The organism is Paenarthrobacter sp. FR1, from assembly GCF_051106045.1.
Lineage (GTDB): Bacteria > Actinomycetota > Actinomycetes > Actinomycetales > Micrococcaceae > Arthrobacter > Arthrobacter nitroguajacolicus_A.
Window position 1 is genome coordinate 304,164 of the sequence record NZ_JBPFSF010000006.1, and the last position, 23,509, is coordinate 327,672.

At 61.9% G+C, this 23,509-nt stretch carries 25 protein-coding genes, 2 tRNA genes and 1 other RNA gene; 13 read left to right on the forward strand and 15 right to left on the reverse strand.

Translation table 11 applies throughout. The features are described from left to right. Nucleotides 1–47: 47 nt before the first annotated feature. Nucleotides 48–1,730 (reverse strand): energy-dependent translational throttle protein EttA, encoded by a 1,683-nt coding sequence (gene ettA, locus ACR30Z_RS14235; protein WP_144651453.1) that lies wholly within the window; start codon nucleotides 1,728–1,730, stop codon nucleotides 48–50. Between the two features lie 56 nt (nucleotides 1,731–1,786). Continuing rightward, nucleotides 1,787–2,275: a DUF6993 domain-containing protein gene (locus ACR30Z_RS14240; RefSeq protein ID WP_244296775.1), complete on the reverse strand. Its 489-nt coding sequence runs from the start codon at nucleotides 2,273–2,275 to the stop codon at nucleotides 1,787–1,789. Between the two features lie 90 nt (nucleotides 2,276–2,365). Between ACR30Z_RS14240 and ACR30Z_RS14245 the strand changes: the two genes are divergently transcribed. Continuing rightward, nucleotides 2,366–2,803 carry an SRPBCC domain-containing protein gene (locus ACR30Z_RS14245; protein ID WP_144651451.1) on the forward strand — a complete coding sequence of 146 codons (438 nt, stop codon included), beginning with the start codon at nucleotides 2,366–2,368 and terminating at the stop codon, nucleotides 2,801–2,803. 40 nt (nucleotides 2,804–2,843) lie between these two features. Here ACR30Z_RS14245 and ACR30Z_RS14250 read toward each other — a convergent pair. Continuing rightward, nucleotides 2,844–2,916: transfer RNA gene (locus tag ACR30Z_RS14250), tRNA-Arg, on the reverse strand. A gap of 222 nt (nucleotides 2,917–3,138) precedes the next feature. On the opposite strand from ACR30Z_RS14250, the gene ACR30Z_RS14255 reads away from it, so the two are divergent. Both ACR30Z_RS14255 and ACR30Z_RS14260 read left to right on the forward strand, forming a co-directional pair. Next, nucleotides 3,139–3,693, forward strand: a complete 555-nt coding sequence (locus tag ACR30Z_RS14255) for a single-stranded DNA-binding protein (protein ID WP_434373168.1) — start codon at nucleotides 3,139–3,141, stop codon at nucleotides 3,691–3,693. A gap of 62 nt (nucleotides 3,694–3,755) precedes the next feature. Continuing rightward, nucleotides 3,756–4,394, forward strand: coding sequence for a GNAT family N-acetyltransferase (locus tag ACR30Z_RS14260; RefSeq protein WP_434373169.1), 639 nt, complete (start codon nucleotides 3,756–3,758; stop codon nucleotides 4,392–4,394). Here ACR30Z_RS14260 and map read toward each other — a convergent pair. Continuing rightward, nucleotides 4,357–5,124 (reverse strand): type I methionyl aminopeptidase, encoded by a 768-nt coding sequence (map, locus tag ACR30Z_RS14265; RefSeq protein ID WP_144651445.1) that lies wholly within the window; start codon nucleotides 5,122–5,124, stop codon nucleotides 4,357–4,359. The two genes, ACR30Z_RS14260 and map, sit on opposite strands and share 38 nt — an antisense overlap. A gap of 162 nt (nucleotides 5,125–5,286) precedes the next feature. Here map and ACR30Z_RS14270 point away from each other — a divergent pair, with 162 nt between their 5' ends. After that, nucleotides 5,287–5,973 (forward strand): DNA alkylation repair protein, encoded by a 687-nt coding sequence (locus ACR30Z_RS14270; protein ID WP_434373171.1) that lies wholly within the window; start codon nucleotides 5,287–5,289, stop codon nucleotides 5,971–5,973. Between the two features lie 15 nt (nucleotides 5,974–5,988). On the opposite strand, the gene mptB is transcribed toward ACR30Z_RS14270, so the two are convergent. Continuing rightward, nucleotides 5,989–7,545 carry a polyprenol phosphomannose-dependent alpha 1,6 mannosyltransferase MptB gene (gene mptB / locus ACR30Z_RS14275; protein ID WP_208760009.1) on the reverse strand — a complete coding sequence of 519 codons (1,557 nt, stop codon included), beginning with the start codon at nucleotides 7,543–7,545 and terminating at the stop codon, nucleotides 5,989–5,991. 148 nt (nucleotides 7,546–7,693) lie between these two features. Between mptB and orn the strand changes: the two genes are divergently transcribed. The 4 genes from orn (at nucleotide 7,694) to ACR30Z_RS14295 (ending at nucleotide 10,074) form a co-directional block, all read left to right on the forward strand. Then, nucleotides 7,694–8,329: an oligoribonuclease gene (gene orn, locus ACR30Z_RS14280; protein WP_144651441.1), complete on the forward strand. Its 636-nt coding sequence runs from the start codon at nucleotides 7,694–7,696 to the stop codon at nucleotides 8,327–8,329. A gap of 132 nt (nucleotides 8,330–8,461) precedes the next feature. Beyond that, nucleotides 8,462–8,537, forward strand: a tRNA-His gene (locus ACR30Z_RS14285). Between the two features lie 127 nt (nucleotides 8,538–8,664). After that, complete coding sequence (gene def, locus ACR30Z_RS14290) at nucleotides 8,665–9,237, forward strand: peptide deformylase (RefSeq protein WP_434373172.1); 573 nt, start codon at nucleotides 8,665–8,667, stop codon at nucleotides 9,235–9,237. Between the two features lie 3 nt (nucleotides 9,238–9,240). Continuing rightward, nucleotides 9,241–10,074 (forward strand): acyltransferase domain-containing protein, encoded by an 834-nt coding sequence (locus ACR30Z_RS14295; protein WP_434373173.1) that lies wholly within the window; start codon nucleotides 9,241–9,243, stop codon nucleotides 10,072–10,074. On the opposite strand, the gene ACR30Z_RS14300 is transcribed toward ACR30Z_RS14295, so the two are convergent. The 4 genes from ACR30Z_RS14300 to rnpB all read right to left on the reverse strand — a co-directional run bounded on the left by ACR30Z_RS14300 (nucleotide 10,059) and on the right by rnpB (nucleotide 13,405). Then, nucleotides 10,059–10,859: an HNH endonuclease family protein gene (locus tag ACR30Z_RS14300; protein ID WP_144651435.1), complete on the reverse strand. Its 801-nt coding sequence runs from the start codon at nucleotides 10,857–10,859 to the stop codon at nucleotides 10,059–10,061. The genes ACR30Z_RS14295 and ACR30Z_RS14300 overlap by 16 nt on opposite strands. Nucleotides 10,860–10,980: 121 nt before the next feature. Then, nucleotides 10,981–11,190 carry a hypothetical protein gene (locus ACR30Z_RS14305; RefSeq protein ID WP_017200613.1) on the reverse strand — a complete coding sequence of 70 codons (210 nt, stop codon included), beginning with the start codon at nucleotides 11,188–11,190 and terminating at the stop codon, nucleotides 10,981–10,983. Nucleotides 11,191–11,262: 72 nt separating this feature from the next. Beyond that, on the reverse strand, nucleotides 11,263–12,750 hold the full coding sequence (locus tag ACR30Z_RS14310; RefSeq protein WP_434373175.1) for a glyceraldehyde-3-phosphate dehydrogenase: 1,488 nt from the start codon (nucleotides 12,748–12,750) through the stop codon (nucleotides 11,263–11,265). 265 nt (nucleotides 12,751–13,015) lie between these two features. Next, an RNA gene (rnpB, locus tag ACR30Z_RS14315) (RNase P RNA component class A) lies at nucleotides 13,016–13,405 on the reverse strand. A 57-nt stretch (nucleotides 13,406–13,462) separates the two neighbouring features. Here rnpB and ACR30Z_RS14320 point away from each other — a divergent pair. Continuing rightward, a complete protein-coding gene (locus tag ACR30Z_RS14320) occupies nucleotides 13,463–14,227 on the forward strand; it encodes a YaaA family protein (RefSeq protein ID WP_144651320.1) in 765 nt (254 codons plus the stop codon). Nucleotides 14,228–14,273: 46 nt separating this feature from the next. On the opposite strand, the gene ACR30Z_RS14325 is transcribed toward ACR30Z_RS14320, so the two are convergent. Both ACR30Z_RS14325 and ACR30Z_RS14330 read right to left on the reverse strand, forming a co-directional pair. Next, a complete protein-coding gene (locus ACR30Z_RS14325) occupies nucleotides 14,274–15,011 on the reverse strand; it encodes a zinc ribbon domain-containing protein (RefSeq protein WP_144651318.1) in 738 nt (245 codons plus the stop codon). A gap of 89 nt (nucleotides 15,012–15,100) precedes the next feature. After that, nucleotides 15,101–16,027 carry a Nif3-like dinuclear metal center hexameric protein gene (locus ACR30Z_RS14330; protein WP_434373176.1) on the reverse strand — a complete coding sequence of 309 codons (927 nt, stop codon included), beginning with the start codon at nucleotides 16,025–16,027 and terminating at the stop codon, nucleotides 15,101–15,103. A 125-nt stretch (nucleotides 16,028–16,152) separates the two neighbouring features. On the opposite strand from ACR30Z_RS14330, the gene msrA reads away from it, so the two are divergent. The 3 genes from msrA (at nucleotide 16,153) to epsC (ending at nucleotide 18,306) form a co-directional block, all read left to right on the forward strand. Then, entirely contained in the window at nucleotides 16,153–16,677 is a 525-nt protein-coding gene (msrA, locus tag ACR30Z_RS14335) for a peptide-methionine (S)-S-oxide reductase MsrA (RefSeq protein ID WP_434373177.1), read from the forward strand. A 67-nt stretch (nucleotides 16,678–16,744) separates the two neighbouring features. Continuing rightward, a complete protein-coding gene (cysK, locus tag ACR30Z_RS14340) occupies nucleotides 16,745–17,680 on the forward strand; it encodes a cysteine synthase A (RefSeq protein ID WP_144651312.1) in 936 nt (311 codons plus the stop codon). A gap of 41 nt (nucleotides 17,681–17,721) precedes the next feature. Continuing rightward, nucleotides 17,722–18,306, forward strand: a complete 585-nt coding sequence (gene epsC / locus ACR30Z_RS14345) for a serine O-acetyltransferase EpsC (RefSeq protein ID WP_144651310.1) — start codon at nucleotides 17,722–17,724, stop codon at nucleotides 18,304–18,306. Here the strand turns inward: epsC and ACR30Z_RS14350 are convergent. Both ACR30Z_RS14350 and gndA read right to left on the reverse strand, forming a co-directional pair. Then, complete coding sequence (locus ACR30Z_RS14350; protein ID WP_434373179.1) at nucleotides 18,303–19,142, reverse strand: oxidoreductase; 840 nt, start codon at nucleotides 19,140–19,142, stop codon at nucleotides 18,303–18,305. The two genes, epsC and ACR30Z_RS14350, sit on opposite strands and share 4 nt — an antisense overlap. Nucleotides 19,143–19,244: 102 nt before the next feature. Next, on the reverse strand, nucleotides 19,245–20,681 hold the full coding sequence (gene gndA, locus ACR30Z_RS14355) for an NADP-dependent phosphogluconate dehydrogenase (protein ID WP_434373181.1): 1,437 nt from the start codon (nucleotides 20,679–20,681) through the stop codon (nucleotides 19,245–19,247). 241 nt (nucleotides 20,682–20,922) lie between these two features. Between gndA and ACR30Z_RS14360 the strand changes: the two genes are divergently transcribed. Then, a complete protein-coding gene (locus ACR30Z_RS14360; RefSeq protein WP_434373182.1) occupies nucleotides 20,923–21,651 on the forward strand; it encodes a FadR/GntR family transcriptional regulator in 729 nt (242 codons plus the stop codon). Nucleotides 21,652–21,661: 10 nt separating this feature from the next. On the opposite strand, the gene ACR30Z_RS14365 is transcribed toward ACR30Z_RS14360, so the two are convergent. Together ACR30Z_RS14365 and ACR30Z_RS14370 are read right to left on the reverse strand one after the other, a co-directional pair. Continuing rightward, nucleotides 21,662–22,711 carry an L-idonate 5-dehydrogenase gene (locus ACR30Z_RS14365; RefSeq protein ID WP_434373183.1) on the reverse strand — a complete coding sequence of 350 codons (1,050 nt, stop codon included), beginning with the start codon at nucleotides 22,709–22,711 and terminating at the stop codon, nucleotides 21,662–21,664. Further along, complete coding sequence (locus tag ACR30Z_RS14370; RefSeq protein ID WP_144651302.1) at nucleotides 22,711–23,481, reverse strand: SDR family oxidoreductase; 771 nt, start codon at nucleotides 23,479–23,481, stop codon at nucleotides 22,711–22,713. Before ACR30Z_RS14370 ends, ACR30Z_RS14365 begins: the two co-directional genes overlap by 1 nt. Nucleotides 23,482–23,509 lie beyond the last annotated feature (28 nt).

Consider the following 23,509-nt stretch of genomic DNA (forward strand, 5'->3'; position numbering starts at 1 on the left):
CCCCAAGGGACCGGCCTTTCTACATTTGTACCCGCCGGCGACGGTAATTAGTCGCGGGTCAGGCGGCGGTGCGTAACGCGGTGCGGCTTGGCAGCATCGGGGCCAAGGCGCTCCACCTTGTTCTCCTCATAGGAGTCGAAGTTACCCTCGAACCAGTACCACTTGGACGGGTTCTCGTCGTCACCTTCGTAGGCGAGGATGTGGGTGGCCACCCGGTCGAGGAACCAGCGATCGTGCGATACCACTACGGCGCAACCCGGGAATTCGAGAAGGGCGTTCTCAAGGCTGCTCAGGGTTTCGACGTCGAGGTCGTTAGTGGGTTCGTCAAGGAGCAGGAGGTTGCCACCCTGCTTGAGCGTCAGTGCCAGGTTGAGGCGGTTGCGCTCACCACCTGAGAGGACACCGGCCTTTTTCTGCTGGTCCGGACCCTTGAAGCCAAACGCCGATACGTATGCGCGGGACGGCATCTCGACCTGGCCCACCTGGATGAAGTCGTGGCCTTCGGAGACAACCTCCCACAGCGACTTGTTGGGATCGATGCCGCCACGGGACTGGTCAACGTAGGAGATCTTCACGGACTCGCCGATCTTGAGCTCACCGTCGTCCAACGGCTCCATGCCGACGATCGTCTTGAACAGTGTGGACTTACCCACACCGTTCGGCCCGATGACGCCGACGATGCCGTTGCGCGGCAGCGAGAAAGAAAGGTCCTCGATCAGTACGCGATCGTCGAAGCCCTTCTTCAGGTTCTTGGCTTCGATGACCAAGGAGCCCAGGCGCGGTCCCGGCGGAATCTGGATCTCTTCGAAGTCCAGCTTGCGGGTGCGCTCGGCCTCCGCAGCCATTTCTTCATAGCGGGCCAGACGGGCTTTCGACTTGGTCTGGCGGCCCTTGGCGTTGGAGCGCACCCACTCAAGCTCTTCCGTCAGGCGCTTGGACAGCTTTGCGTCCTTCTTGCCCTGGACCTCGAGACGGGCTTTCTTCTTCTCCAAGTACGTGGAGTAGTTGCCTTCGTACGGGTAGAGGTGACCGCGGTCGACTTCTGCAATCCACTCAGCCACGTGGTCCAGGAAGTAACGGTCGTGGGTTACGGCAAGAACGGCACCGGGGTACTGGGAAAGGTGCTGTTCCAACCAAAGAACGCTCTCTGCGTCCAAGTGGTTGGTGGGCTCGTCAAGGAGCAGGAGGTCCGGCTTCTGGAGAAGGAGCTTGCATAGCGCAACGCGGCGGCGCTCACCACCTGACAGGACGGTGACATCCGAATCTGCCGGCGGGCAACGCAACGCGTCCATGGCCTGCTCGAGCTGGGAGTCGATGTCCCAGGCGTCGGCAGCGTCAATGGCTTCCTGCAGCTTGCCCATCTCATCCAGGAGCGTTTCGTAGTCCGCGTCCGGGTTGGCCATTTCCTCGGAGATCTCGTTGAAGCGCTGGATCTTGCCGTAGATCTCGCCCACGCCTTCCTGGACGTTGCCCAGGACGGTCTTTTCCTCGTTCAGCGGCGGTTCCTGCAGGAGGATGCCCACGGTGTAGCCGGGGCTCAGGCGGGCCTCGCCGTTGGAAGGAGTGTCCAGTCCGGCCATGATCTTCAGGATGGTGGACTTACCAGCACCGTTCGGTCCCACGACGCCGATCTTCGCGCCAGGGTAGAACGACATGCTGACATCGTCCAGAATAAGTTTGTCGCCAACGGCCTTGCGAGCCTTGGTCATCGTGTAAATGAATTCCGCCATACCCTTAAATCTAGTGGCTAGGCGTACTTAACTCACATTCGGGTGCTGGAGTGAAGCTAGCGGGCATCTCCCACGAAGCATTTTCCGGTGGCCAGCACGGGCAGCACTGTCACCACCACTCCACCATCACGGATCTGCCCCATGACACAGCTTTCACCCGTGAGGGCGGCGGCTTCCATGGCGTCGACATCGAGCCCGGTTGGTGTGCGGCTGACAGAGACTTCAAGGCTGGCTTGCGGGATGCCGGCGGCCGCCAAAGCCGCACGTACTGCTTCGCGGTCCGGTTTGGGGCTACTGGCCACAAGCTTTTTGAGGGCCGATTCCACAGCGGCGGTGGTTGCAGCGACGGCGGGGGCCACGCTTGGTGCGGTTTGGGACGTGGTGGAAGGTGCTGGCGTAACAGCAGCTTGGCCCACCGGCGAAGCCGAAGTTGCCGTGCAGGCTGTCATCGCCAAGGCCCCAGCGACAAACAGCGACAACCCTGCCAGGCGGATCCCCGCCGCTGCTTGCCAGCCATGTTCCGGTGTGCTTTCCCTGCATATCACCTAGCTATTGTGCCATTCACACATGACGCTGACCGGCGTAGCGTTGCCACCGGGAGTTTCGCAGGGACGCATGGGAGATGGAGCAATCACATGAATCAACGAGCCGCTGACGCCGTGGTCTCCTGCACCATCGCGGTGCCGCCCGAAAATGTCTGGGAGGCTCTGACTGATCCGGCCCTCATCAAGCAGTACTTCCTGGGTACCAACGTCACCACCTCCTGGCAGGTGGGCGAGCCCATCACCTACTCCGGCGAATTCAACGGCAAGTCTTATGAAGACCGGGGCACGATCCTTGTTTTCGATCCCCCCGTAGTGCTGAAAACAACTCACTTTAGTCCGGCTTCCGGGCGACCGGACGCTCCGGAGAATTACCACACCGTCGAATACAGCCTTGCGGCGGCCCCCGAAGGAACCACCGTGACTATCACGCAGGGCAACAATTCGAGTGAGGAAGAAGTTGAACAATCCACCGCGACCTGGCGGTTGGTGCTCCAGAACCTCAGGCGGTTCCTTGAGTTGAGGCCTTAACGGCGCATCCCCCTTGGACGGTTCCAAGGGGGATTAACTGTGCCCCAGGAGGGAATCGAACCCCCGACCGGCGGATTAGAAGGCCGCTGCTCTATCCCCTGAGCTACTGGGGCGCACTTGGCGCCATCACCATCGCAGGCCGCTGGCGCCACAAAGAGTTTACAGTGCGATCAGCCAGCGGTCCGCCATCCCACACCGGCTGTGTCCGCTCCTCCACAGCGAGTCGGTAGGGCTGCGTTATCCACATAGCCGGATTCATCGCTCCCTTCCCCGACTTCGTTGGACGAAGCTGAAGGAGCCGGACAGGCACTTCCCTACACCGAGAAGGACCACCCATGAACGACATGATCACCGTCCGGGGCTTCGTGGCCTCGGAGGTCAAGAGCTCCACAACTACGCGCGGCACGTCCACCGCTTCATTCCGTTTGGGCACTACCGAACGCCGCTACGACCGCGCCAGCAATACCTGGGTGGATGGGAACACAAACTGGTACACAGTGCAATCATTTCGCTACCTGGCCGGGCACGTTGGGTGCAGCGTCAAGAAGGGGCAACGGGTCATCGTCGTTGGCAAACTCCGCCTCCGGCAATGGGAGCATGAAGGCCGCGTTTACCACGTGGCGGAAATCGACGCAGAGTCCGTTGGGCACGATCTTATGTGGGGCTCCGCTAACTTCACGCGTATGAACGGCACATCAGCTCCAGCCGGGTCCGCACCACCCGTCGAGACAGTCAGCGCCCATGAGGACAGCCCGGGGTGGGAGTCGGATGACGAAGACGAACAGGTTCCCCCGGAACACGAAACCGTGACGACCGGGCTGGAAGAGGACGGCACCGGTACCCTCATGGTCGACACCACCACGGGTGAACTCGTGGGTGCCGGCGCTTGAACCGCCAGCCGGGCCGCCACCAGCTTCAAAACCAACCCCGGGGATGAGCCTATTCTGGGTTCATGGCACACCACGATGCAACGTCGAGTGTTGAGACTGCTCCCGCCTCTTGGGCAGCTGTTGAAGAATTGTTCGGAACCAAGGGCGAGCCCTCCCGGTGCTGGTGCCGGTGGTTCGCCCTTTCCGGCAAAGACTGGTCCTCCACATCTCCGGATGATCGTAAACAGCTACTGAAGACAGCCTTCACAACTGGTCCGGCACCAGGAGTTCTCGCATTCCGGGACGGCCATCCAATTGGTTGGTGTGCGGTAGAACCACGGGTCAATTATCCCCGGCTCAAGAGATCCCAAGTCCTGAGGGCCGAATATCCCAGGCCCGAGGATAGCGTCAACCTTTGGGCCGTGAGTTGCTTCGTGGTCGCCCCAAGCCAGAGGCGCAGAGGTGTGTCTGCCGCTTTGCTTGCTGCGGCGGTGGACCATGCTTTCGACAACGGCGCGCAGGTCATTGAGGCTTACCCGGTCGACACAGAAGTCAGGGCTAAGGCAACGGCCGCGGATTTGTACCACGGCACACTTTCGCTTTTTACCGCTGCCGGGTTTTCGCCTGCGTCCGAGTCCGTGCCGGGGAGGCCGGTTGTACGCCTTGAAAAGGCTGGAGCATCCCCTAGGGCAAGGTCAGGATCATCGGGCCTTCGGCGGTGACGGCTACCGTGTGTTCGCTATGGGCAGCCCTGCGTCCGTTCGCAGACCGCAGGGTCCACTCGTCCTCATCGTGGTAGTAATCGTCCTTGCCGCCAAGGATCAACATTGGCTCGATGGCGATGACCAGCCCTTCCTCGAGTTTGATGCCTCGACCCGGCCTCCCCATATTGGGGACAGGGGGCTCTGCGTGCATCGTCCTGCCGATACCATGCCCGCCATGATCGGCCAGGAGGCCGTATCCGGCACGCTTGGCCTCGCCGCCGATAGCGTAGGCAAGGTCGCCCATCTTGTTGCCCGTGCGGGCCGCCTCGATGCCCCGGCCGAGTGCGGCCTCCGTCGCGTCGATCAGTTCCTGGTCTACAGGGTCCGGGGTTCCTACAATGAAGCTGACTGCCGCGTCCCCGCACCAACCTTCCATGAAGGCGCCGCAGTCAACGCTAAGTAGGTCGCCGTCTTCCAGGACGTACCCATTGGGAATTCCGTGCACCACGGCATCATTGACACTGGCACAGATCACACCGGGAAAAGGCACGGCGGCCCATCGAGGATGGTAGTCGAGGAAGGCGGGCTTGGCTCCGGCGTCGGACATCACCGCGGCCGCCACGTCGTCGAGTTCCTTGAGCGTGACGCCCACGGCAGCGTGTTGCCTCACGGCTGCCAGGGCATTGGCAACTACCCGGCCAGCCTCCCGCATTATCGCAATTTGATCCGGCGATTTCAGCATTGACATCGGAATTCCTCCGTAGCGGGGCATGCAATGGGAGTTGGGTCTGGCACCGGGGCATCGCTTTGCCGGCACTCCTACTCTACGGCGGCCCTTTGGCAGGCGCGAGGACAGCCAGGTGGAGGCAGCCTACACGCGTCCGTCATGGCCCAGCCCTAGGGTTAAGACGTGACTACCGAGGATCTCGTCCAATCCATCCGTGCCACGCTTCGCTCCGAAGGGAACGCTGAGCGTGCGCGCGGGGCCCAGGCCTACATGAAGTCCGATATGCCCTCCTGGGGCATCCGGGTTCCCGAGGTACGCAGAATTGTGAAAGCGGCTGCAAAAGAATTCCCGGTTTCTTCACCGGCGGGTCTGAGACAGGCCGTTCTCTCCCTATGGCGCCAGGCGGAGGCCCGCGAGGAGCGGTACGCAGCCATTGACCTCACGGGCCTGCGGATGGTCAAGACAGACTTGGACATGCTGCCCGTCTATGAGGAGATCATCCGCACGGGTGCGTGGTGGGACCTCGTGGACGGGGTATCACACAGGATCTGCGCTCTGCTGCTTGCCCATCACGACAATATGGCTCCCCTGCTGCTCCAGTGGTCCACCGACCACGATATGTGGGTTCGCAGGGCGTCCATCACTGCACAGTTGGGAGCCAAGACCAAGACCGACCCCGCCTTGCTGGCAGCGGTTATTCAACCGAACCTGCCGGACAAGGAATTTTTCATCCGCAAGGCCATTGGCTGGGCCCTTCGGGAGTACGGCAAAACGGACCCGGAATGGGTCCGGGCTTACGCTGCAGACAACGCGGATGCCTTGAGCCCATTGTCCCTGCGGGAGGCTTTGCGGTTGATCCTGCCCAAGTGAACCGGTTGCCGGCGCTCAGATGATGGGCCGCAACCCTGGTTCGTCGCGGTTGCGGAACAGGCTCTTCGTTTTGGGGTCAATGAAGATCAAATAGACCGCGAAGAAGATCGCGATGACTGCCGCTGCGATGCGGGCCAGCAGCAGGGCCAGGCCCAGATCTTCACTTTGCAGATACGGGAACACGTCCAGTTGGTCCGAGATGGCGTAAACCATGAAGAACGAGACCACAAAGTAAAGTGCCTTGACCTGCCAGTCGTTGCGGATTCCGGTCACGGCAAACAACGGAATCAACCACACGACATACCAGGACTGAATCATCGGTGCCAGCAAGACAATGGCAGCGAATGCCAGCGTAAGGCGCCGCATCAGACGGTCGTAGTCACCCCGGAAAATCAGCCAGGCGAGAGCAGCCACCATCAGGACTTTACCCGCGTCATAGACCCACTTCGCGATGACCCCACCGTCAAGCCCCAGAACGTTGGAGATTGATGCGACAGCCAAGCCGATCAAGCCAACAGGCGCGTACCAGATAGCAACACTTCCGGGCGCTGACAGGCCCTTGATCCACCCAAAACCGAACCCGTTAACCAAGCTCAAGGCATAGAGGAGTCCCAGGCTCAACGCAGCCGTGAAGAACCAAAAAACAAACCTGCGGGGCCACGAAGCACCCTTGCCCGCCCACAGAAGACCGATGAAAGGCAGGAAGACCACGGTGATGGGCTTGACCGAGATGGAAAGGGTGACCAATATGATGCCGAGGATGACCCGACGGGTTGCGCAGTAGTAAAGGCCCGCCAGCGCCAAGCCAATCATCAAAGCATCGTTGTGGACGCTGGCGATGAAGTTGGTCAGGAAGAGCGGGTTGGCGGCAGTGAGCCAGAGTGCCCTGTGTGGGTTCACACCGTGGAGTTCGGCCAGCTTCGGCACGTACACGATGCACAAAACCACACCCACCGCCGCGACAAGACGGAAAAGCATAACGCTTGCTTCCGGCTGGACGTTGGTCACCCACACCACAAACTGTTCAATCCACAGGAACAGTTGCCCGTAGGGCACTGGGGCTTCGGTCCACTGCTTGTCCGCACCCAATTGGAAATAGTTGGGCAGGGCCGATATTCCGTTTTCGTAAGGGTTAATGCCCTCAACCATCAACCGGCCCTGGCCGATATATGCGTAGACGTCCCTGCTGAAGAGGGGAACCGAGAACATCATGGGCAGTCCCCAGGCCGCCACGGCCTGCAACGTAGCCTTCCGGGCCTCCGGCCCCCACACCCTGACCCTCTGTCCGAGACGGAGCCAGGCCCGGACCAAGAGCATTCCACCAATGGCCAGCAGGACAATGGACAGCGCGACGCCAACACCTTCGGTGCGCATCCAAATGAACAGCGGGAGCCGCCGCAACTCCGAGGCCGGGGCAAGCCATCCCACGCCAAGCGAACCAAACATCAGGAACATCGAACCGATGAATCCGGCGATCAACGGCGAGCGCGCGTTATCCACCTCGCTGGCAGCAGAATCCGGCGACGGCGCCGCCACCCCTGCCATCTGGGCGGCGGGTGCTGGCACCGTCATGTGGTCGTTGTCCAATCGTTCGCCCGCTCTGTTCGGGTCAGAAATTCTGAGTCATGGGGGCTTTCCACGGCAGGTGGAAACGACACTGCCGCGCTCAAAAATCGTACCATCGGAGCACTTGGAAGCGCCTGAAGGATAGGCTAGGCGCGTGCCTATTACTAATGAACGCATCGTCTGGATCGATTGCGAAATGACCGGCTTGGACCTGAAGAACGATGCCCTCATCGAGGTGGCAGCGCTGGTCACGGATTCCGAACTCAACATCCTGGGTGACGGCGTCGACGTCGTCATCAAGCCGGACGATGCCGCACTGGAACAAATGAACGACTTCGTGCGCGACATGCATACACGCTCCAAGCTCCTTGACGAACTCCCTCTCGGCAAAACCATGGCCGAGGCTGAGGCCCAAGTCCTTGAGTACATCGAGAAATGGGTTCCGGATCCTCGCAAGGCTCCCCTGGGCGGCAATTCAGTGGGAACGGACCGCATGTTCCTGGCCAGGGACATGCCAAACATCGTGGAGCACCTCCACTACCGCGTCATTGATGTGAGCACCATCAAGGAGCTCTCACGGCGCTGGTTCCCCCGCGCTTACTTCCAGTCACCGGCAAAGCACGGCGGTCACCGGGCGTTGGGTGACATCAAAGACTCCATCGATGAGCTCCGCTATTACCGGGAAGCCGTTTTCGTGGCCGCTCCCGGGCCGGATACGGCCACTGCCCAGCGCATCTCCAAGGACATCATCGCTACCGCCGAGACCTTGGGATCCAGCGAAACGGTGTGATCTGCGCCATTTTTGAAGGTTTTTTTGCCAAAACCGGCAAAAGTGGACTTTGCACCCCAAAACAGCAGGTAAGCTATTTGTCGTTGCCTTCGAGGAAAGCCGGTCAAACGGACTAGCCAAAAAAGGCACATGGTGGGCTTAGCTCAGTTGGCAGAGCGCCTGGTTGTGGTCCAGGAGGTCGCGGGTTCAACCCCCGTAGCTCACCCCACCGAGATTGGCTCCAGAGCCGGTTTCCACAAAGGCCGCACCGGTTATCCGGTGCGGCCTTTGCTTTTAACCCGGGTAGCGGTCAAGGCCGCACCGGACCGTTGCGATCAACAAAAGGAAGAACTGACATGACCGTCCTGCCAGTCACCATTTGGGGCGAACCTGTTTTGCACCGCCGGGCAAGCGAAGTCGATGTCTTCGACGACGAACTCCGCACCTTGATCGCTGATATGTTCGAGACGAATGACGCCGCGAACGGAGTGGGCCTCGCAGCCCCGCAGATCGGCGTGGGCAAGCGGATCTTTATCTACAAGTACGCCAATGACGACGACGTTCCGGAACAGGGCGTGGTGGTCAACCCCGTGCTCACCCTTTCCAAGGTCTCGGGAGCCCTTCCGGATCCCGACGAGGATGTTGAAGGCTGCCTGTCCTTCCCCGGAGAGTACTACCCTTTGCAACGAGCTGAGTGGACGCGGGTCCAAGGCTTCGATGGCAACGGCAACCCCGTTGATTTTGAAGCGACCGGCTGGTTCGCCCGAATCCTGCAACATGAATTCGACCATTTGGATGGCAAGCTCTACGTCAACCGACTGGTGGACAAGTACGCCAAAAAGGCCCTCAAACAGGCCAAAAGGAACGGCTGGGGCGTACCTGGACTGACCTGGATGCCCGGTGTCGATCCCGATCCCTTCGGACACTAGCCCATGGCCACTCATGCCCACAGGGCGCTTTTCGAACTTCTGGATATCACCGATGAGGACGCACTGGAATGCGCCGCCCTGCTGGACACTCCGCCAAGTGAGCCCGTGCTGCGGGCAATGACGGCCATGCGGGAGAGGCTTGGGTCCTGTTCGTCCGAAAGCCTACCCGCAGACGGCGCCAGCGAGACGGAATGGATCGAGGCACTCCTGCGGTTTGCCCCGTCCGCCCACGCCTACCATGTGGAACTCGGGATCAGTCCGGCAGTGTCAGCGGCTTCACTGGCCGATGTGGGGCTGCAGCTCCGCATTAACCGACGCGTCCACGGGCGCTTTGGGCTGGATACCTGGAGTTGGCTCACTCTGCACATGGCCGGAAACCTGTTCCGACTCGGCAGGCTGCAGTTCCACCTGGTCCGCGCTCCCCAAGAGGCCGGACAGGCTACCCACACCGCCGAAGAGTGGGTGCTGGGCGTGCACATTCCGGAGGACGGCGGTCTCTCCCCTGCCCTGGTCGATGCCAGCTTCGCAGAGGCACGCACCTTCTTCCCACGCTACTTTCCGGACAAGCCGGTTGCGGTGGCTACGTGCGACTCCTGGATGCTCGATCCGTATTTGGTGTCGCGCCTTCCGGACAGCAACATCGCTTCCTTCGCCAAACGCTTCACCTTGGATCGTTGCACCGATGCGCCCACCGATGCCGTGTACTTCACGTTCCGCCAACGAGGGCTTCAGGATCTGAACAAACTCCCGCGTGATACCTCACTTCAGCGCGTGGTTCTGGAAAGAATCGACGACGGCGGCACTTGGCAATTGGGCCACGGTCACCTCGCGTTGTAGATCGTCTGCTGTTCCGGGCAGGCGGATAAGACGCCCTTCATGGCGTCCTTCTCCGCTTGGGTGATCCAGAGTTTGTAGGCTGCCTTTACCGAAATCTGCCGGGCTACGTAGTGGCACCGGAAGTTCTTGTTCGACGGCAGCCACGTTGCGGCGTCACCTGCGCCCTTCTTGACGTTCGCAGGACCATCAACAGCGATCAGATTCAAAGGATCGTTCGCAAGGGTCTGCCTTTGCTGCGCGCTGAGCTGCTGTGCACCCTTCTGCCAAGCGTCAGCGAGGGCCACTACGTGGTCGATTTGAACGGCGGCACTGGTGTCTTGTCCCCGTAGAAACGCCAGGTGCGCCCCGGTGTACGGTTCGTGGAATTCTCCTGCGGCCACTTTGCAGGATGAGCCCTGGGTGAACTCGACCGCTGAGAGGTCCCTGCGCAGGATGTCGTTCCTGGTATCGCAACCATTGCGATCAGCGTCCGCCCATGCCTGGCCAAACGCCGCCCGGTCGTAGTCGGTTTTCGGAGCCCTGCCCTTGACCGGGAGGTGCTCCAGGGCCTCGCTTGCCTTCTCGGCGGCAACGGGGGCTGCTCCGCTGATGGGCTTCATCCACGCGGGATTGTAGACGGGGGCTTCACTGGGGCCCGATACCCATGGCTCAGCAGCATTGAATTGTCCGGTGGTGAAGAACCATGACAGCCCCGCCACGACAGTGGCGGCCGCGAGGCCGAGAATGGCCCATGCTTGGCGCGACCTTCGCCGGGCACGTTTATAGGCAGACCAAGTGATGCTCAAGGGACTCCATCCGGTGGTGCAGGCAGTGTCCTTTGAGCGTATGGCAAGGCTCTGACAGTCAGAGCCGGTATCCACAGTGTGTAGGAAAAGTCACACTGCGGTCATGGGTGAATGCTCGGGTTTACTGCTCCCGCATCACTCGTTGCAGGTCCTCGGTTGCCAGGGCGAGGAGCCCACGCAGTTGTTCGACGCGCTGGTCGGGGACGTCGCCGGCAGCGTTGGCTGCGATGGCCTGGTCCAGGAGTTTCTGCGCTTGTTTGTGGTTGGCTTTGGCTACGTCCAGAGCGTGTTCCAGCGTGGTCTCATGTTCCAACGTTGATTCGTTTTCCATGGACCCATTTTGGTCAGGTTTCCCGGCTGATACCAGTAACTCAGCCGGGAAACCCACGAATACTTCGAGCGGCTAGGCGCCGGCAGTCTCAAGGACTGCGATGGGTGCCACGACGTCGCGCGCAGGGAACGACGGCGGATTGACGCCTGCCATTTCCTCCATGACGCGGACAACCTGGCAGGAGTAGCCGAACTCGTTGTCGTACCAGACGTAGAGCACGAGGTTCTTGTCGTTGGAGATGGTCGCGAGGCCATCTACGATGCCTGCGCGGCGCGAGCCTACGAAGTCGGTGGAAACGACATCCGGCGAGTCGATGTAGTCGATCTGCTTGCGGAGATCGGAGTGCAACGACATTTCGCGGAGGAAGTCGTTGACTTCGTCACGCGTGGTCCCCCTCTCCAGGTTGAGGTTCAGGATTGCCATGGAGACATCAGGGGTAGGAACGCGGATGGCGTTACCCGTCAGCTTGCCCTGGAGATCGGGGAGGGCCTTGGCAACAGCCTTGGCAGCACCCGTTTCCGTGATGACCATGTTCAGCGCAGCGGAACGGCCACGGCGGTCGCCCTTGTGGAAGTTGTCGATCAGGTTCTGGTCGTTGGTGAACGAGTGAACCGTTTCCACGTGGCCGTGGATGATGCCGAACTTGTCGTTGATGGCCTTCAGCACCGGCGTGATGGCGTTGGTGGTGCAGGATGCCGCGGTAACGATCTTGTCGTCGTCCGAGATGTCGCGGTGGTTGATGCCGTGAACGATGTTCTTGAGTTCGCCCTTGCCCGGTGCTGTGAGCAGGACGCGGGCAACACCCTTGCTTTGCAGGTGCTGGGCGAGGCCATCGGCATCGCGCCAGCGGCCGGTGTTGTCCACTACCAAGGCATCCTTGATGCCGTAGGCCGTGTAGTCCACGGTGGCGGGGTTGTCCGAGTAGATGACCTGGACCTGCACGCCGTTGGCGGTGATGGTGTTGGCTTCCTCGTCCACCCGGATGGTGCCTTCGAAGGATCCGTGCACGGAGTCCCTGCGCAGCAGGCTGGCGCGCTTGACGAGGTCGTTGTCAGCACCCTTGCGAACCACAATGGCACGGAGGCGCAAACCGTGACCGCCGCCGGCCTTTTCAATCAGGATGCGGGCCAGGAGGCGGCCGATACGGCCAAAGCCGTACAGCACGACGTCGGTGCTGGTGCGGTCGTCAGCGCCACGCTTTCCGACGATCTCGGCGAGCTCGGCACGCAGGTATTCGTCCAGCGAGGCTCCATTGCCTTCGGCCCGGAACTTCTCCGTCAAGCGTGCAATATCAATGGCTGCAGCGCCGAGTTCCAGCTCGGACAAGGCGTTCAGCAGGGGTGCGGTTTCTTCGAGCAGGAGCTCATGGTTGCTCATTCGGCGCGCAAAGCGGTGTGCCTTGAGGATGTTCATGGTGGACTTGTTGATCAGGCTGCGGCCGTGGATGCTGGTGACCACGTTGTTTTCCCGGTACAACCGGCCGATCACCGGAATCATGGCCTCGGCGAGAGCCTCCCGGCCCATCCACTTATCAAGACAAGAATCTGACGTCTGGCTCACAGAACTACCTTCCTTGGGTCAACCACATACGTCCTCGTATGCAGATGGCAGCGGCCGCCCGGAGTAATCCTGCGGCACATGCGCCGGCGGGCTTCGGTCCACCCACAGCGCCTTGAACGAGAGCAAAGAAAAATCCGCCGGCTGCGAACGCAGTCCCGGCGGCAGAACATCTACGTTCACTAACCATTCTAGGGCGGAAGGAAGGGGCATAGGCATCCCAGGGGCGTGAAATCACTCACACGCCAGCAAACCCGGCGGTCATAAATGGATGGGTCGACCGATACGCCGGGTTCTGTCATCCCCTGCCGTTACCGGCAAGGGAGTGGCGGCCATCCATCTACGAACGCCGTTGCCGACGCCCTCCAGCAGCCTACCCGGACACTCGGGCGAGCAGCCCTCAAGCGTGTCCTGTCTGGCCTTGCTCCGGGTGGGGTTTACCTAGCCTCCCCGGTCACCCAGGGAGCTGGTGGTCTCTTACACCACCGTTTCACCCTTACCTGCGCCCGGTGACGCAAGCGTCACTGGTGCAGGCGGTCTGTTCTCTGTGGCACTGGCCTGCGGGTTACCCCGAGTGGGCGTTACCCACCACCCTGCTCTGCGGAGCCCGGACGTTCCTCGAGCCACTTTCGTGGCGCGCGACCGCCTGGTCGACCCATCCGTCGTCAAGTCTACCGGCGTTGGGACAGCCCAAAGACCCCGGTAATATCGACTGGTGCTGATTCTCCTGCCGCCCTCAGAAGGCAAGACCCCCGCTTCCAATGGTCCCGCCATCGAATGGGAGTCGCTGAGCTTTCCGGAGCTGAACCCCGCCAGGGCGAAGGTCCTCGAAGCTTTAGGAACGGTGAGCGCGCACGAGGACGCCCTGGCGTTGCTGGGCGTCGGCGCCTCGTTGCGGGACGACGTCGAACGTAATACCCGGCTGCACGCCGAACCGGCGGCTCCCGCGCACCAGGTCTACTCAGGGGTCCTGTATGACGCCCTGGGCTACAACAGCATGACCCCCGCGCAACGCCGCAAGGCGACCGAATCCATCCTGGTGGTGTCCGCCCTGTGGGGCGCCATCGGCTTCGGCGACCATGTGCCCGCCTACCGGCTGTCCATGGGAACTGCACTGCCCGACGTCGGACGCCTCGCCTCCTACTGGAAGCCGCAGCTCAACGCTGCCCTCACCCAACGGGCCGAGGGCGAACTGTTGGTGGACTGCCGCTCCAGCACCTACGCTGCTGCTTGGGCTCCCCCGGCGACGCAGACGGTAAACGTCAACGTGTTCAGCGAGTCGAACGGCAAGCGCACGGTGGTCAGCCACTTCGCCAAGCACACCCGGGGTGAACTGGCGCGGCACCTGCTGACGCGGCGTGGCAAGGCACCGGCTACTCCAGCTCAGCTGGCGAAGGCAGCCAGTGAAGTCTGGACGACGGAACTCGTCGAGGGCACGGCCCGCAAGCCGCACGCGCTGAACATCATCCTGCCGAAGTAGGTCCGGGCCAGCCGGATTGGTCCCGGCTCAGTTCCATTCAGCCGGCTCAGTTCCATTCAGCCGAGCGGACCAGGATGACTCCAGAGTCCGGGCAGAAAACGATCTCGTCCTCGGCTGCCGCTTTGACCTCGGCGAGGTCGCCGGGGCTGAGCATCATGCCGGAACCTTCGGATTTGCCATGGAACAACCTGGCGGCGCCGACACCCCTCTTGGCTATCGTCTTCTCGTAAACCGCCAGCAGTCCCCCTTCCAAGGTGTCCGCGAAGGCGGCCCTTTGGCCACGCACCACCGTCTCTTCGGCGGCAATCTCTGCGATTGCTTCGTCCAGTTCGGCACGGATACTGCCGAAAGATCCCTGGATATCGTCGACGATCGCCTGCTGCGCCGCCTGACGTTCCCGGAGGGTATCCAAGCGCTCCAGGATTTCCAGCTCGACATCCTCGAGGTCGGAACGCCGCTTGTTGAGTGAGGCGATGTCACTCTGCAGCGCCACCAGGTCCTTGGACAATCCGGTGCCGCTGTTCAGCCGGGTTTCGTCGCGTTCGATGCGTGAAGCAACCTGTTCCACGTCGGCTTCCGCGCGGCGCAGTTCGGCCTCGGCGTCGTGCACGGCAACCTTTGCCGCGCCCAGTTCACCATTGGCCACGCTGAGGGCATCCGTCAGGTCCGTGATGCGGGGGTCCGTTTCAAGTACCTTCCGACGGCCGGCCAGCGACTTGAGCCTGGCATCCAGTCCCTGCAGTTCAAGCAATTTCAATTGTTCTGCCGGTGCTGCTTTCGCCACGCTTACCTCCGCTTGTCGCCGCCGTTCCTGGAGATCAGGTCCGGCCGGACGGCCTGTATCTGTTCGGGCCGCCCATATCTTTCTAGACTCTAGTCCCCGCCGGGAGTCAGTATGAAGTCCCATGGATCACTGTTGGTGCTGCTAACGCGGATCTCGACGTCGTAGCCCTGGTCTGCGAGCACGTTGCCCAGTGCTTCGGCAGCGGCAGGCAGCCACAGCCACTCGCTGGCAAAGTGCGATACGTCGATCAAGTAGGGCCGTCCGTTGGTGGCGCCTTCACGCGCTTCCGACGCCGGGTGGTGACGCATGTCTGCTGTCACATACACATCCGCATGGCTGGCCCGCACGGCGTCGAACAGGGAGTCGCCGGCGCCGCCGCAGACAGCGACTCGCCGTACCAGGCCATCCTTATCCCCAGCGACGCGGACTCCCCCGGCAACTGCGGGCAGCATCTCAAAGACACGGGCAGCGAAATCACCCAGAGTCATGAGTTCCCGTAGATCGCCCACCCTTCCGATCCCTTCCTCCGGCAAGCCGTTGGCCGCCACGGTGAGGGGCGTGACATTCTCCAGCCCGAACGCATCGGCCAGGACGTCCGACACTCCCCCAACGGCCGAATCGCCATTGGTGTGCACAGTCAACAGGCCAGTGCCCGCTTCAATCAATCGGTGGACCGCGAGGCCCTTGGCCGACGTTGCGGCAACGGAGTTCACCCCTTTGAGCAACAGGGGGTGATGGGTAATAAGGAGTTCGGCGCCCCACTCGATGGCCTCATCGATCACTGCCAACGTGGGGTCCACGGCGAAAAGTACCTTGGTGACTGGGACCGTGGGACGGCCGACCACAAGGCCTACTTCGTCCCAATCCTCGGCCAGCGACTCCGGCCAGAGCTCCTCGACAGCCAGCAACACCTGACCGAGCGTGGGATCACCGCTGGCTTCAACTGTTTGGTCGTCTTCTGTTTCGTCATCTTCGACGGAATCCGCATCAGAAATGCCAGTGTTTACAGCTTCCATACCCATATTCTTCCCTACTGCGCTGGATCAGGCAGTTTTCCGTCCCCGCGACACCTGCCAGGTGCCGTAATTCTCCCGTAAGGTGAACCGGGAATCATCAGCCCCTCCGATCCATTGAAGAGAACATGAAAACTTTCGTACTTGGCGGCGGCTGCTTCTGGTGCCTGGATGCCGTTTACCAGAAGACCCGCGGCGTTAGCTCAGTTGTGTCGGGTTACACCGGCGGCCATGTCCGTAATCCCGATTATTACGAGGTCTGCTCTGGAACCACCGGGCACGCGGAGGTGGTGGCCGTAACGTTCGATGAATCCGTGGTCCCCGAAGAGGTGATCCTGGATATGTTCTTCGCCCTTCACGATCCCACCACGCTGAATCGGCAGGGCTACGACGTCGGAACCCAGTACCGCTCATCGATGTTTTACTCCACAACGGAGGAAAAAGTGCTGTTCGAAGAAGCGATCGAGCGAGCCCAAGCCCTATGGTCCGATCCGATTGTGACCGAAGTAAGCCGCCTTCCCGAGTTCCACGAAGCCGAAGAAGTCCACCAGAATTACTATGCCAAGTTCCCCTATCAGGGGTACTGCCAGGTGATCATTAATCCCAAGCTGGCGAAGGCCCGGAAATATTACTCTGCATGGCTTACTGCTTAGCAGGGTTTCGATCCGGCTCGTTAGGCTGACCTCAGCATTCCCTCTTCAGAGATAGGCGTAAATTTTCATGGCAAGGATCTACGACGACGTCACGCAGCTGGTCGGCCGCACTCCACTGGTTCGCCTGAACCGGCTTACCGAAGGCCTCGACGCCACGGTTGCAGTCAAGCTTGAGTTCTACAACCCGGCCAACAGCGTCAAGGACCGCATCGGTGTGGCCATCATTGACGCAGCTGAAAAGTCCGGCGCCTTGAAGCCAGGCGGAACCATCGTCGAGGGCACTTCCGGAAACACCGGTATCGCCCTGGCACTCGTTGGCGCAGCACGCGGTTACAAAGTCATCCTGACCATGCCTGAAACCATGTCCACCGAGCGCCGGGTCATGCTGCGTGCCTACGGCGCCGAAATCGTCCTGACCCCTGGATCCGAAGGCATGCGCGGCGCCGTGGAGAAGGCCCAGGAAATCGTGGCCAACACGGAGAACTCCATTTGGGCCCAGCAGTTCGCCAATGAGGCCAACCCGGCCATCCACCGCACCACCACGGCCGAGGAAGTCTGGGAAGACACCGACGGCGAAGTGGACATCTTCGTTGCCGGCGTGGGCACCGGTGGAACCATCACCGGCGTGGGCCAGGTCCTCAAGGAACGCAAACCGGGTGTCCAGATCGTGGCCGTCGAGCCAAAGGACTCTGCCATCCTCAACGGTGGCGCTCCCGGCCCGCACAAGATCCAGGGCATCGGCGCCAACTTTGTTCCCGAAATCCTGGACACCAACGTCTATGACGAAGTCCTGGACGCCACCCTGGAGGATTCCGTCCGCGTTGCCCGCGACCTCGGTGCCCGCGAAGGCATTTTGGGTGGCATTTCCTCCGGCGCCATCGTCTGGGGCGCCCTGGAGCTCGCCAAGCGTCCTGAGAACGCCGGCAAGCTGATCGTCGCCGTCGTCTGCGACTTTGGAGAGCGCTACATTTCCACCGTGCTGTTCGACGACATCCGCGGCTAACACCAGGCACGCACACCTTCATTTCCTGTAGAAAGGTCTTTGTGAGCTTCTTCGCAAGGCTTAAGGAAGACCTCGACGCCGCCCGGTCACATGACCCGGCGGCTCGAGGCTCTTTTGAGAACTTTTTCGCCTATTCCGGCCTGCACGCAATTTGGGCGCACCGGCTGACGCATCGGCTGTGGCAGAATCCGGCACTTCGCTTCCCTGCACGCCTGATCTCGCAGCTGGCCAGGTTCCTCACCGGCATTGAAATCCATCCGGGCGCCACCATCGGCCGCCGGTTCTTCATCGACCACGGCATGGGAGTGGTGATCGGAGAAACCTCCGAGATCGGCGAGGACGTCATGATCTACCACGGCGTGACGCTCGGCGGCCGCTCCTTGGCCAAGGTCAAGCGCCACCCGACCATCGGTGACCGCGTCACGATCGGCGCAGGTGCAAAAGTCCTGGGGCCCATCACCATCGGCGCGGACAGTGCAATCGGCGCCAACGCCGTGGTGGTCAAGGATGCGCCACCGGAGTCGATCATCACGGGAATTCCCGCCACGTGGCGGCACCGTGACGCGAAGTCGGAGAGAAAACCGGCAGTGGATCCGGCGGAGTACTACATCGAGTACCGGATCTAGCCGGCCAGCCTCTTGTAGAGATTCAAGAAGACGGCGTCGAAAATCCTGTCCGGAAGAATTCTGCGCATTGCCAGGACGCTCCAGGCTCCCCTGCCCACCGGGTAGCGGGTCCTGGGGCGTCTTGCTTTCGCAGCCCGAACAATGGTGTTGGCCACAACCCGCGCCGGCGTTGAGAGCACATGGCCCGGTCCCGAGGTGGATGCCAGTGCAGCAGCCACAATGTGTGCATGCTCTTTATAAGGCCCGTCACCCGAGTTGGCCAGCAGGTTCCCACCGGCGATGGTTCCCCATTCGGAGTCCGTTCCCGACGGTTCAATGACCACCACGTCGATGCCGTGGGGCCTCAGCTCCAGGCGCAGGGAGTCGCTCATGCCCTCGACGGCGAACTTTGTGCCGTGGTACCAAGCGCCCAGCGGCTCGTAGATCTTCCCGCCTATGGATGAGACGTTGATGATCCGGCCCGAGCTCCTGCTGCGCATCCCGGGAATCACCAGCTGGGTCATCCTGGCCAGGCCCATCACATTAACCTCGAATTGGCGCCTGCCCTCGGCCATGGGAACCTCTTCGAGGGAGCCGTAGGAACCGTAGCCGGCATTGTTCACCAGGACATCGATCCGCCCGTGAGCCGCCTCCACCAGAGCCACGGCGGACACCATGGATTCCTCCGACGTAACGTCCAACAACATGACCGTGATGCCATGCCGCTTCAGGGGCTCCATCTTGTCAACGCGGCGTGCCCCTGCGTAGACGGCGTATCCGGCGGCCCTCAAGGCGATGGCCGTTTCGAACCCGATTCCCGTGGAGGCGCCGGTGACCAGTGCGACGTGGGCTGGCATGGCATCAATCCTTCGCTGGCGGCCACCGCACCGGCACCCGGTACGGCAAAGGCCGGCTCCTCCCAGCGTAACGGGGAGGAACCGGCCTTGGGCACGGGGGTGCTAGTGGGTGTCGACTGCCGAGATCTCGGACTTGTCTTCGCCCCAGAGGGTGTGGAACGTTCCTTCGGTGTCTACGCGGCCGTAGGTGTGTGCACCGAAGAGGTCGCGCTGGCCCTGGATCAGGGCGGCGGCAACGCGCTTGCGGCGCAGGCCGTCGTAGTACGCCAGCGAGGAGGAGAACACCGGTACAGGGATACCCAGCTGCACAGCCGTGGCAACTACGCGACGCCAAGCCGGGAGTGCCTCTGCGATGGCCTTGGTGAAGGCCGGTGCGAACAGCAGGTTGGCGGGCTTCTCTTCGGCAGCGTAGGCCTTGGTGATGTCCTTGAGCAGTTCTGCACGGATGATGCAGCCTGCACGCCACAGGGACGCGATTTCGTCCAGCTTGAGGTCCCAGCCGTATTCCTTGGCAGCGGAGGTCAGCATGTCCAAGCCCTGGGCGTAGGAGACAAGCTTGGAGGCATACAGGGCCTGGCGGACATCCTCGACGAAGGTCTCCGGGATTTCCACGGAAGCTTCTTCACCTGCCAGGAGCTCCTGGCCAAGCTTGCGCTGCTCGGTCTGGGAGGACAGTGCGCGGGCGAACACGGACTCGGCGATGCCGGAGACCGGTGAGCCGAGTTCCAGGGCGGAGATGACCGTCCAGCGGCCGGTGCCCTTCTGGCCAGCGGCATCAACGACGACGTCAACGAACGGCTTGCCCGTCTTGGCGTCAACATGGCCCAGAACCTCGGCCGAGATTTCGATCAGGAAGGAGGAAAGGTCGCCCTTGTTCCACTCAGCGAAGATCTTGGACTGCTCGGCCGGCTCAATGCCCGCACCGGAGCGGAGGAGGTCGAAAGCTTCGCCGATGACCTGCATGTCGGCGTACTCGATGCCGTTGTGGACCATCTTGACGAAGTGGCCGGCGCCGTCGGTACCGATCCAAGCGCAGCAAGGCTCGCCGCCGACCTTGGCGGAGATTTTCTCCAGCAGCGGGCCGAGGGCGTCGTAGGACTCGCGGGAACCGCCGGGCATGATGGAGGGGCCGTTCAGTGCGCCTTCTTCGCCTCCGGAAACACCGACACCTACAAAGTGCAGGTCCTTCTTGGCCAGTGCAGCTTCACGACGGCGGGTGTCCTCGTAGTGGGAGTTACCGGCGTCGATGATGATGTCGCCGGCCTCGAGCAGTGGTTCGAGCTGCTCGATGACGTTGTCAACGGGAGCGCCGGCCTTGACCATAATAAGGACGCGGCGGGGCTTTTCAAGGGAGTCCACGAGCTCCTGCAGCGTTTCCGTACGGATGAAGTCGCCGTCCGTGCCGTGCTTTTCCAGCAAGGCGTCGGTCTTTTCCACGGAGCGGTTGTGGAGAGCCACGGTGAAGCCGTTGCGTGCGAGGTTGCGGGCCAGGTTGGCGCCCATCACCGCAAGGCCGGTGACACCGATGTGTGCTGACATCAAAACTCCAATTCGTTCGTGTACAAACAGTCCTGCGGGCACGCAGGAAGCGGATTCAAAAACCAGGGGCTGTAATAAACCATACGTATTTAAGTCTGGGGCGGGAAAGCGGAGCCCACGTTGTGGAACGGTTCCGCGTCATAAACAGTCTATGATGCCGCCGTGACGCCGTTGGCGCCCGAGGGCACTGCGACGCCGGTTGCTGGACGCGCGAGGTCTCCGCGCCACTATGCTTACCTCTATGTCAACCAGCCTCCACCACCGCGCCGTCGAGCATCTGGGAACCCGGATTGTCGGTGGCGACCTTCCTACCGGCCACGTCATGCTGGCTGAGCATCTGGAAGACGAACTCAATGTCTCGCGCTCGGTGGTCCGTGAAGCTGTGCGGGTGCTCCAGTCGCTGGGGCTGGTGGAGACCATCAAGCGCGTGGGCATCCGGGTGCTTCCGGCACACCGTTGGAATCCCTTCGACCCTTTGGTGATCCGTTGGCGGCTTGCCGGCGAGGGGCGCGGCGCCCAACTGCGGTCGCTCGCCGAGCTGCGTTCCGCCGTCGAGCCCGTTGCGGCTGAGCTTGCCGCGGGCAACGCCCCGGAGAGCCTTCGGCAGGAGCTGGTGGGAATTTCGCTGGCCATGAAGGAGGCCGGCGACGCCGGGGACATGGCAACGTTCCTCGATCTCGATATCCGCTTCCATGCCTTGGTACTCTCCGGTTCGGGCAACGAAATGTTTGCCAACCTCATTGGCCAGGTCACCGAGACCCTGACCGGTCGAACAGTCCACGGCCTCATGCCCGAGCACCCCCAAAAGCAGGCGCTGCAGTGGCACATGGACGTAGCCCATGCCATCGACGCCGGTGACGGTCCCCTAGCGCGCGACGCCGCCGCCAAGATCATGCGTCAGACCATCGCGGAGCTGGCCCCCAGCTGGGACGACCAGCCCCGCGTCTTCGTTCCGGTCTCAAGGAACTAGGGCACCCACGTTACGGCTGGAAGTTCAGCAACACCTTGCCGGATTCCGCAGAGTTCTTCGCCACTTCGAAAGCTTCCAAACCATGGGCGAGGTCAAATTCGTGCGTCACCACGGGATCGACAAACAGCGAACCATCGGCAAGCGCCGCAATGACCTCATCGATCTCGTCGTTGAAGCGGAAGGAACCCAGCAGCTCCAGCTCGCGGGTGATGGCCAGGGAGATGAATACCGGCTGGGGCCCGGACGGCAGGAGGCCCACCATCACTACTTTGCCGCCGCGGGTAGCTCCCTTGATGGCCGAGGCCAGGCCGTAGTGGCTGCCTGAGGATTCAATGACGACATCGGCGTCCACCGCTGCGATGGCCTCGGCTTCGTCACCCTTGAGGACCATATCCGCTCCGACCGCTTGGGCGATCTCCAGAGGCTTGTCATGCATATCGACGGCGACAATCCTGGCCGCGCCAGCGCGCTTCAGGACGGCGACGGTCAAGGCGCCGATCGGGCCGCTGCCGATGACAAGGGCCGTTTTCCCTTGGACGTTCCCCGCGCGGGCCACGGCGTGCCAGGCGACACTGGCAGGCTCCACCAATGCGGCAGTGCGCAGGTCCAGGTTTTCCGGCAGCGGCCGGAGCATCCTGGAGGGCAGGTTTGCGTAGCGGCTGAAGGCCCCATCCGTGTGCGGATACCGCGCGGCACTTCCCAGGTAGGTGCAGCCTGGGGAAAGGTTGGGCCGGTCCTCGGGGTATCTGACATCGCCGGGCGCAGGCGTTGCCGGGTGGACGGCCACGGGCGTTCCTGCCGCCGGCCCAGTACCGTCGGCTGCTTGCTGGACAACTACACCGACGATCTCGTGCCCCAGGACCAAGGGCTCTTTGAGGATGGACTCCCCCGCGGCACCGTGCAGCCAGTAGTGGAGGTCCGAACCGCAGATGCCGCCATAGGCGATCTCCACGATCGACTCGTCCTCGGCAGGGGTGGCCAGCGGGATGTCTTCGATACGAAGATCGCCCTTGCCATGGGCAACAACAGCGGGACCGGAGGTGGGAAGGGTGATGCTCATCAGACCACCACCGTCATTCCGCCGTCGACGAAGATCGTTTGTCCGTTGACGAAGTTGGACGCTTGGGATGCGAGCCACACAGTGGGGCCGGCCAGATCGGCAACAGTCCCCCAACGGTTGGCCGGAGTGCGGCCAAGGATCCAGGAGTTGAAGTCTTGGTCATCCACCAGGTTCTGCGTCATTTCCGTGTGGATGTAGCCCGGAGCGATCCCGTTGATCTGCAAGCCGGACGCAGCCCATTCGGCTGTCATGGCACGCGTCAGGTTGCGGAGACCACCCTTGGCAGCGACGTACGGCGCGATGGTGGGGCGGGCGAGGTCGGTTTGGACCGAGCAGATGTTGATGATCTTGCCTTGTTTCCGGGGGATCATGTGCCTAGCCGCTTCCCTGCCCACCAGGAAAGCGCTGGTGAGGTCCGTGGTGATCACCCGATCCCAGTCCTTGACGTCGAGGTCCAGCATGGGAACGCGGTGTTGGATCCCGGCGTTGTTCACCAGGATGTCCAGCGGCCCGACGTTCTGCTCAATCCATGCCACTCCATCAGCGGCGGCCGTGGCGTCCGTGACATCGAACGCAAGGCTGTGAACCCGGTCCTCGGAGTAGTCCGCGGCCATGGCCTTCCGGGCGGCGTCTAGCCGTTCGGCGTTGATGCCGTTGAGCACCACCGTTGCTCCGGCGTCGGCGAGGCCCCGGGCAAGGGCGTTGCCGATCCCCCGGCTTGAACCAGTGACCAGGGCAACGCGCCCGGTCAGATCGAAAAGTCCACTCATAGTTTGTTTTTCATTCCTTCTTCGGTTG

Bases quoted from the DNA above. Each gene is read 5' to 3' on its own strand.
- ACR30Z_RS14260 (WP_434373169.1), top strand. From the start codon at position 3,756: ATGGCACACCACGATGCAACGTCGAGTGTTGAGACTGCTCCCGCCTCT.
- ACR30Z_RS14295 (WP_434373173.1), top strand. From the start codon at position 9,241: ATGGCCACTCATGCCCACAGGGCGCTTTTCGAACTTCTGGATATCACC.
- ACR30Z_RS14365 (WP_434373183.1), bottom strand. From the start codon at position 22,711: ATGAGCATCACCCTTCCCACCTCCGGTCCCGCTGTTGTTGCCCATGGC.
- def (WP_434373172.1), top strand. From the start codon at position 8,665: ATGACCGTCCTGCCAGTCACCATTTGGGGCGAACCTGTTTTGCACCGC.
- gndA (WP_434373181.1), bottom strand. From the start codon at position 20,681: ATGTCAGCACACATCGGTGTCACCGGCCTTGCGGTGATGGGCGCCAAC.
- ACR30Z_RS14245 (WP_144651451.1), top strand. From the start codon at position 2,366: ATGAATCAACGAGCCGCTGACGCCGTGGTCTCCTGCACCATCGCGGTG.
- cysK (WP_144651312.1), top strand. From the start codon at position 16,745: ATGGCAAGGATCTACGACGACGTCACGCAGCTGGTCGGCCGCACTCCA.
- ACR30Z_RS14370 (WP_144651302.1), bottom strand. From the start codon at position 23,481: ATGAGTGGACTTTTCGATCTGACCGGGCGCGTTGCCCTGGTCACTGGT.
- ACR30Z_RS14255 (WP_434373168.1), top strand. From the start codon at position 3,139: ATGAACGACATGATCACCGTCCGGGGCTTCGTGGCCTCGGAGGTCAAG.
- ACR30Z_RS14350 (WP_434373179.1), bottom strand. From the start codon at position 19,142: ATGCCAGCCCACGTCGCACTGGTCACCGGCGCCTCCACGGGAATCGGG.
- mptB (WP_208760009.1), bottom strand. From the start codon at position 7,545: ATGACGGTGCCAGCACCCGCCGCCCAGATGGCAGGGGTGGCGGCGCCG.
- ACR30Z_RS14360 (WP_434373182.1), top strand. From the start codon at position 20,923: ATGTCAACCAGCCTCCACCACCGCGCCGTCGAGCATCTGGGAACCCGG.
- msrA (WP_434373177.1), top strand. From the start codon at position 16,153: ATGAAAACTTTCGTACTTGGCGGCGGCTGCTTCTGGTGCCTGGATGCC.
- ACR30Z_RS14330 (WP_434373176.1), bottom strand. From the start codon at position 16,027: ATGGAAGCTGTAAACACTGGCATTTCTGATGCGGATTCCGTCGAAGAT.
- map (WP_144651445.1), bottom strand. From the start codon at position 5,124: ATGTCAATGCTGAAATCGCCGGATCAAATTGCGATAATGCGGGAGGCT.
- ACR30Z_RS14305 (WP_017200613.1), bottom strand. From the start codon at position 11,190: ATGGAAAACGAATCAACGTTGGAACATGAGACCACGCTGGAACACGCT.
- ettA (WP_144651453.1), bottom strand. From the start codon at position 1,730: ATGGCGGAATTCATTTACACGATGACCAAGGCTCGCAAGGCCGTTGGC.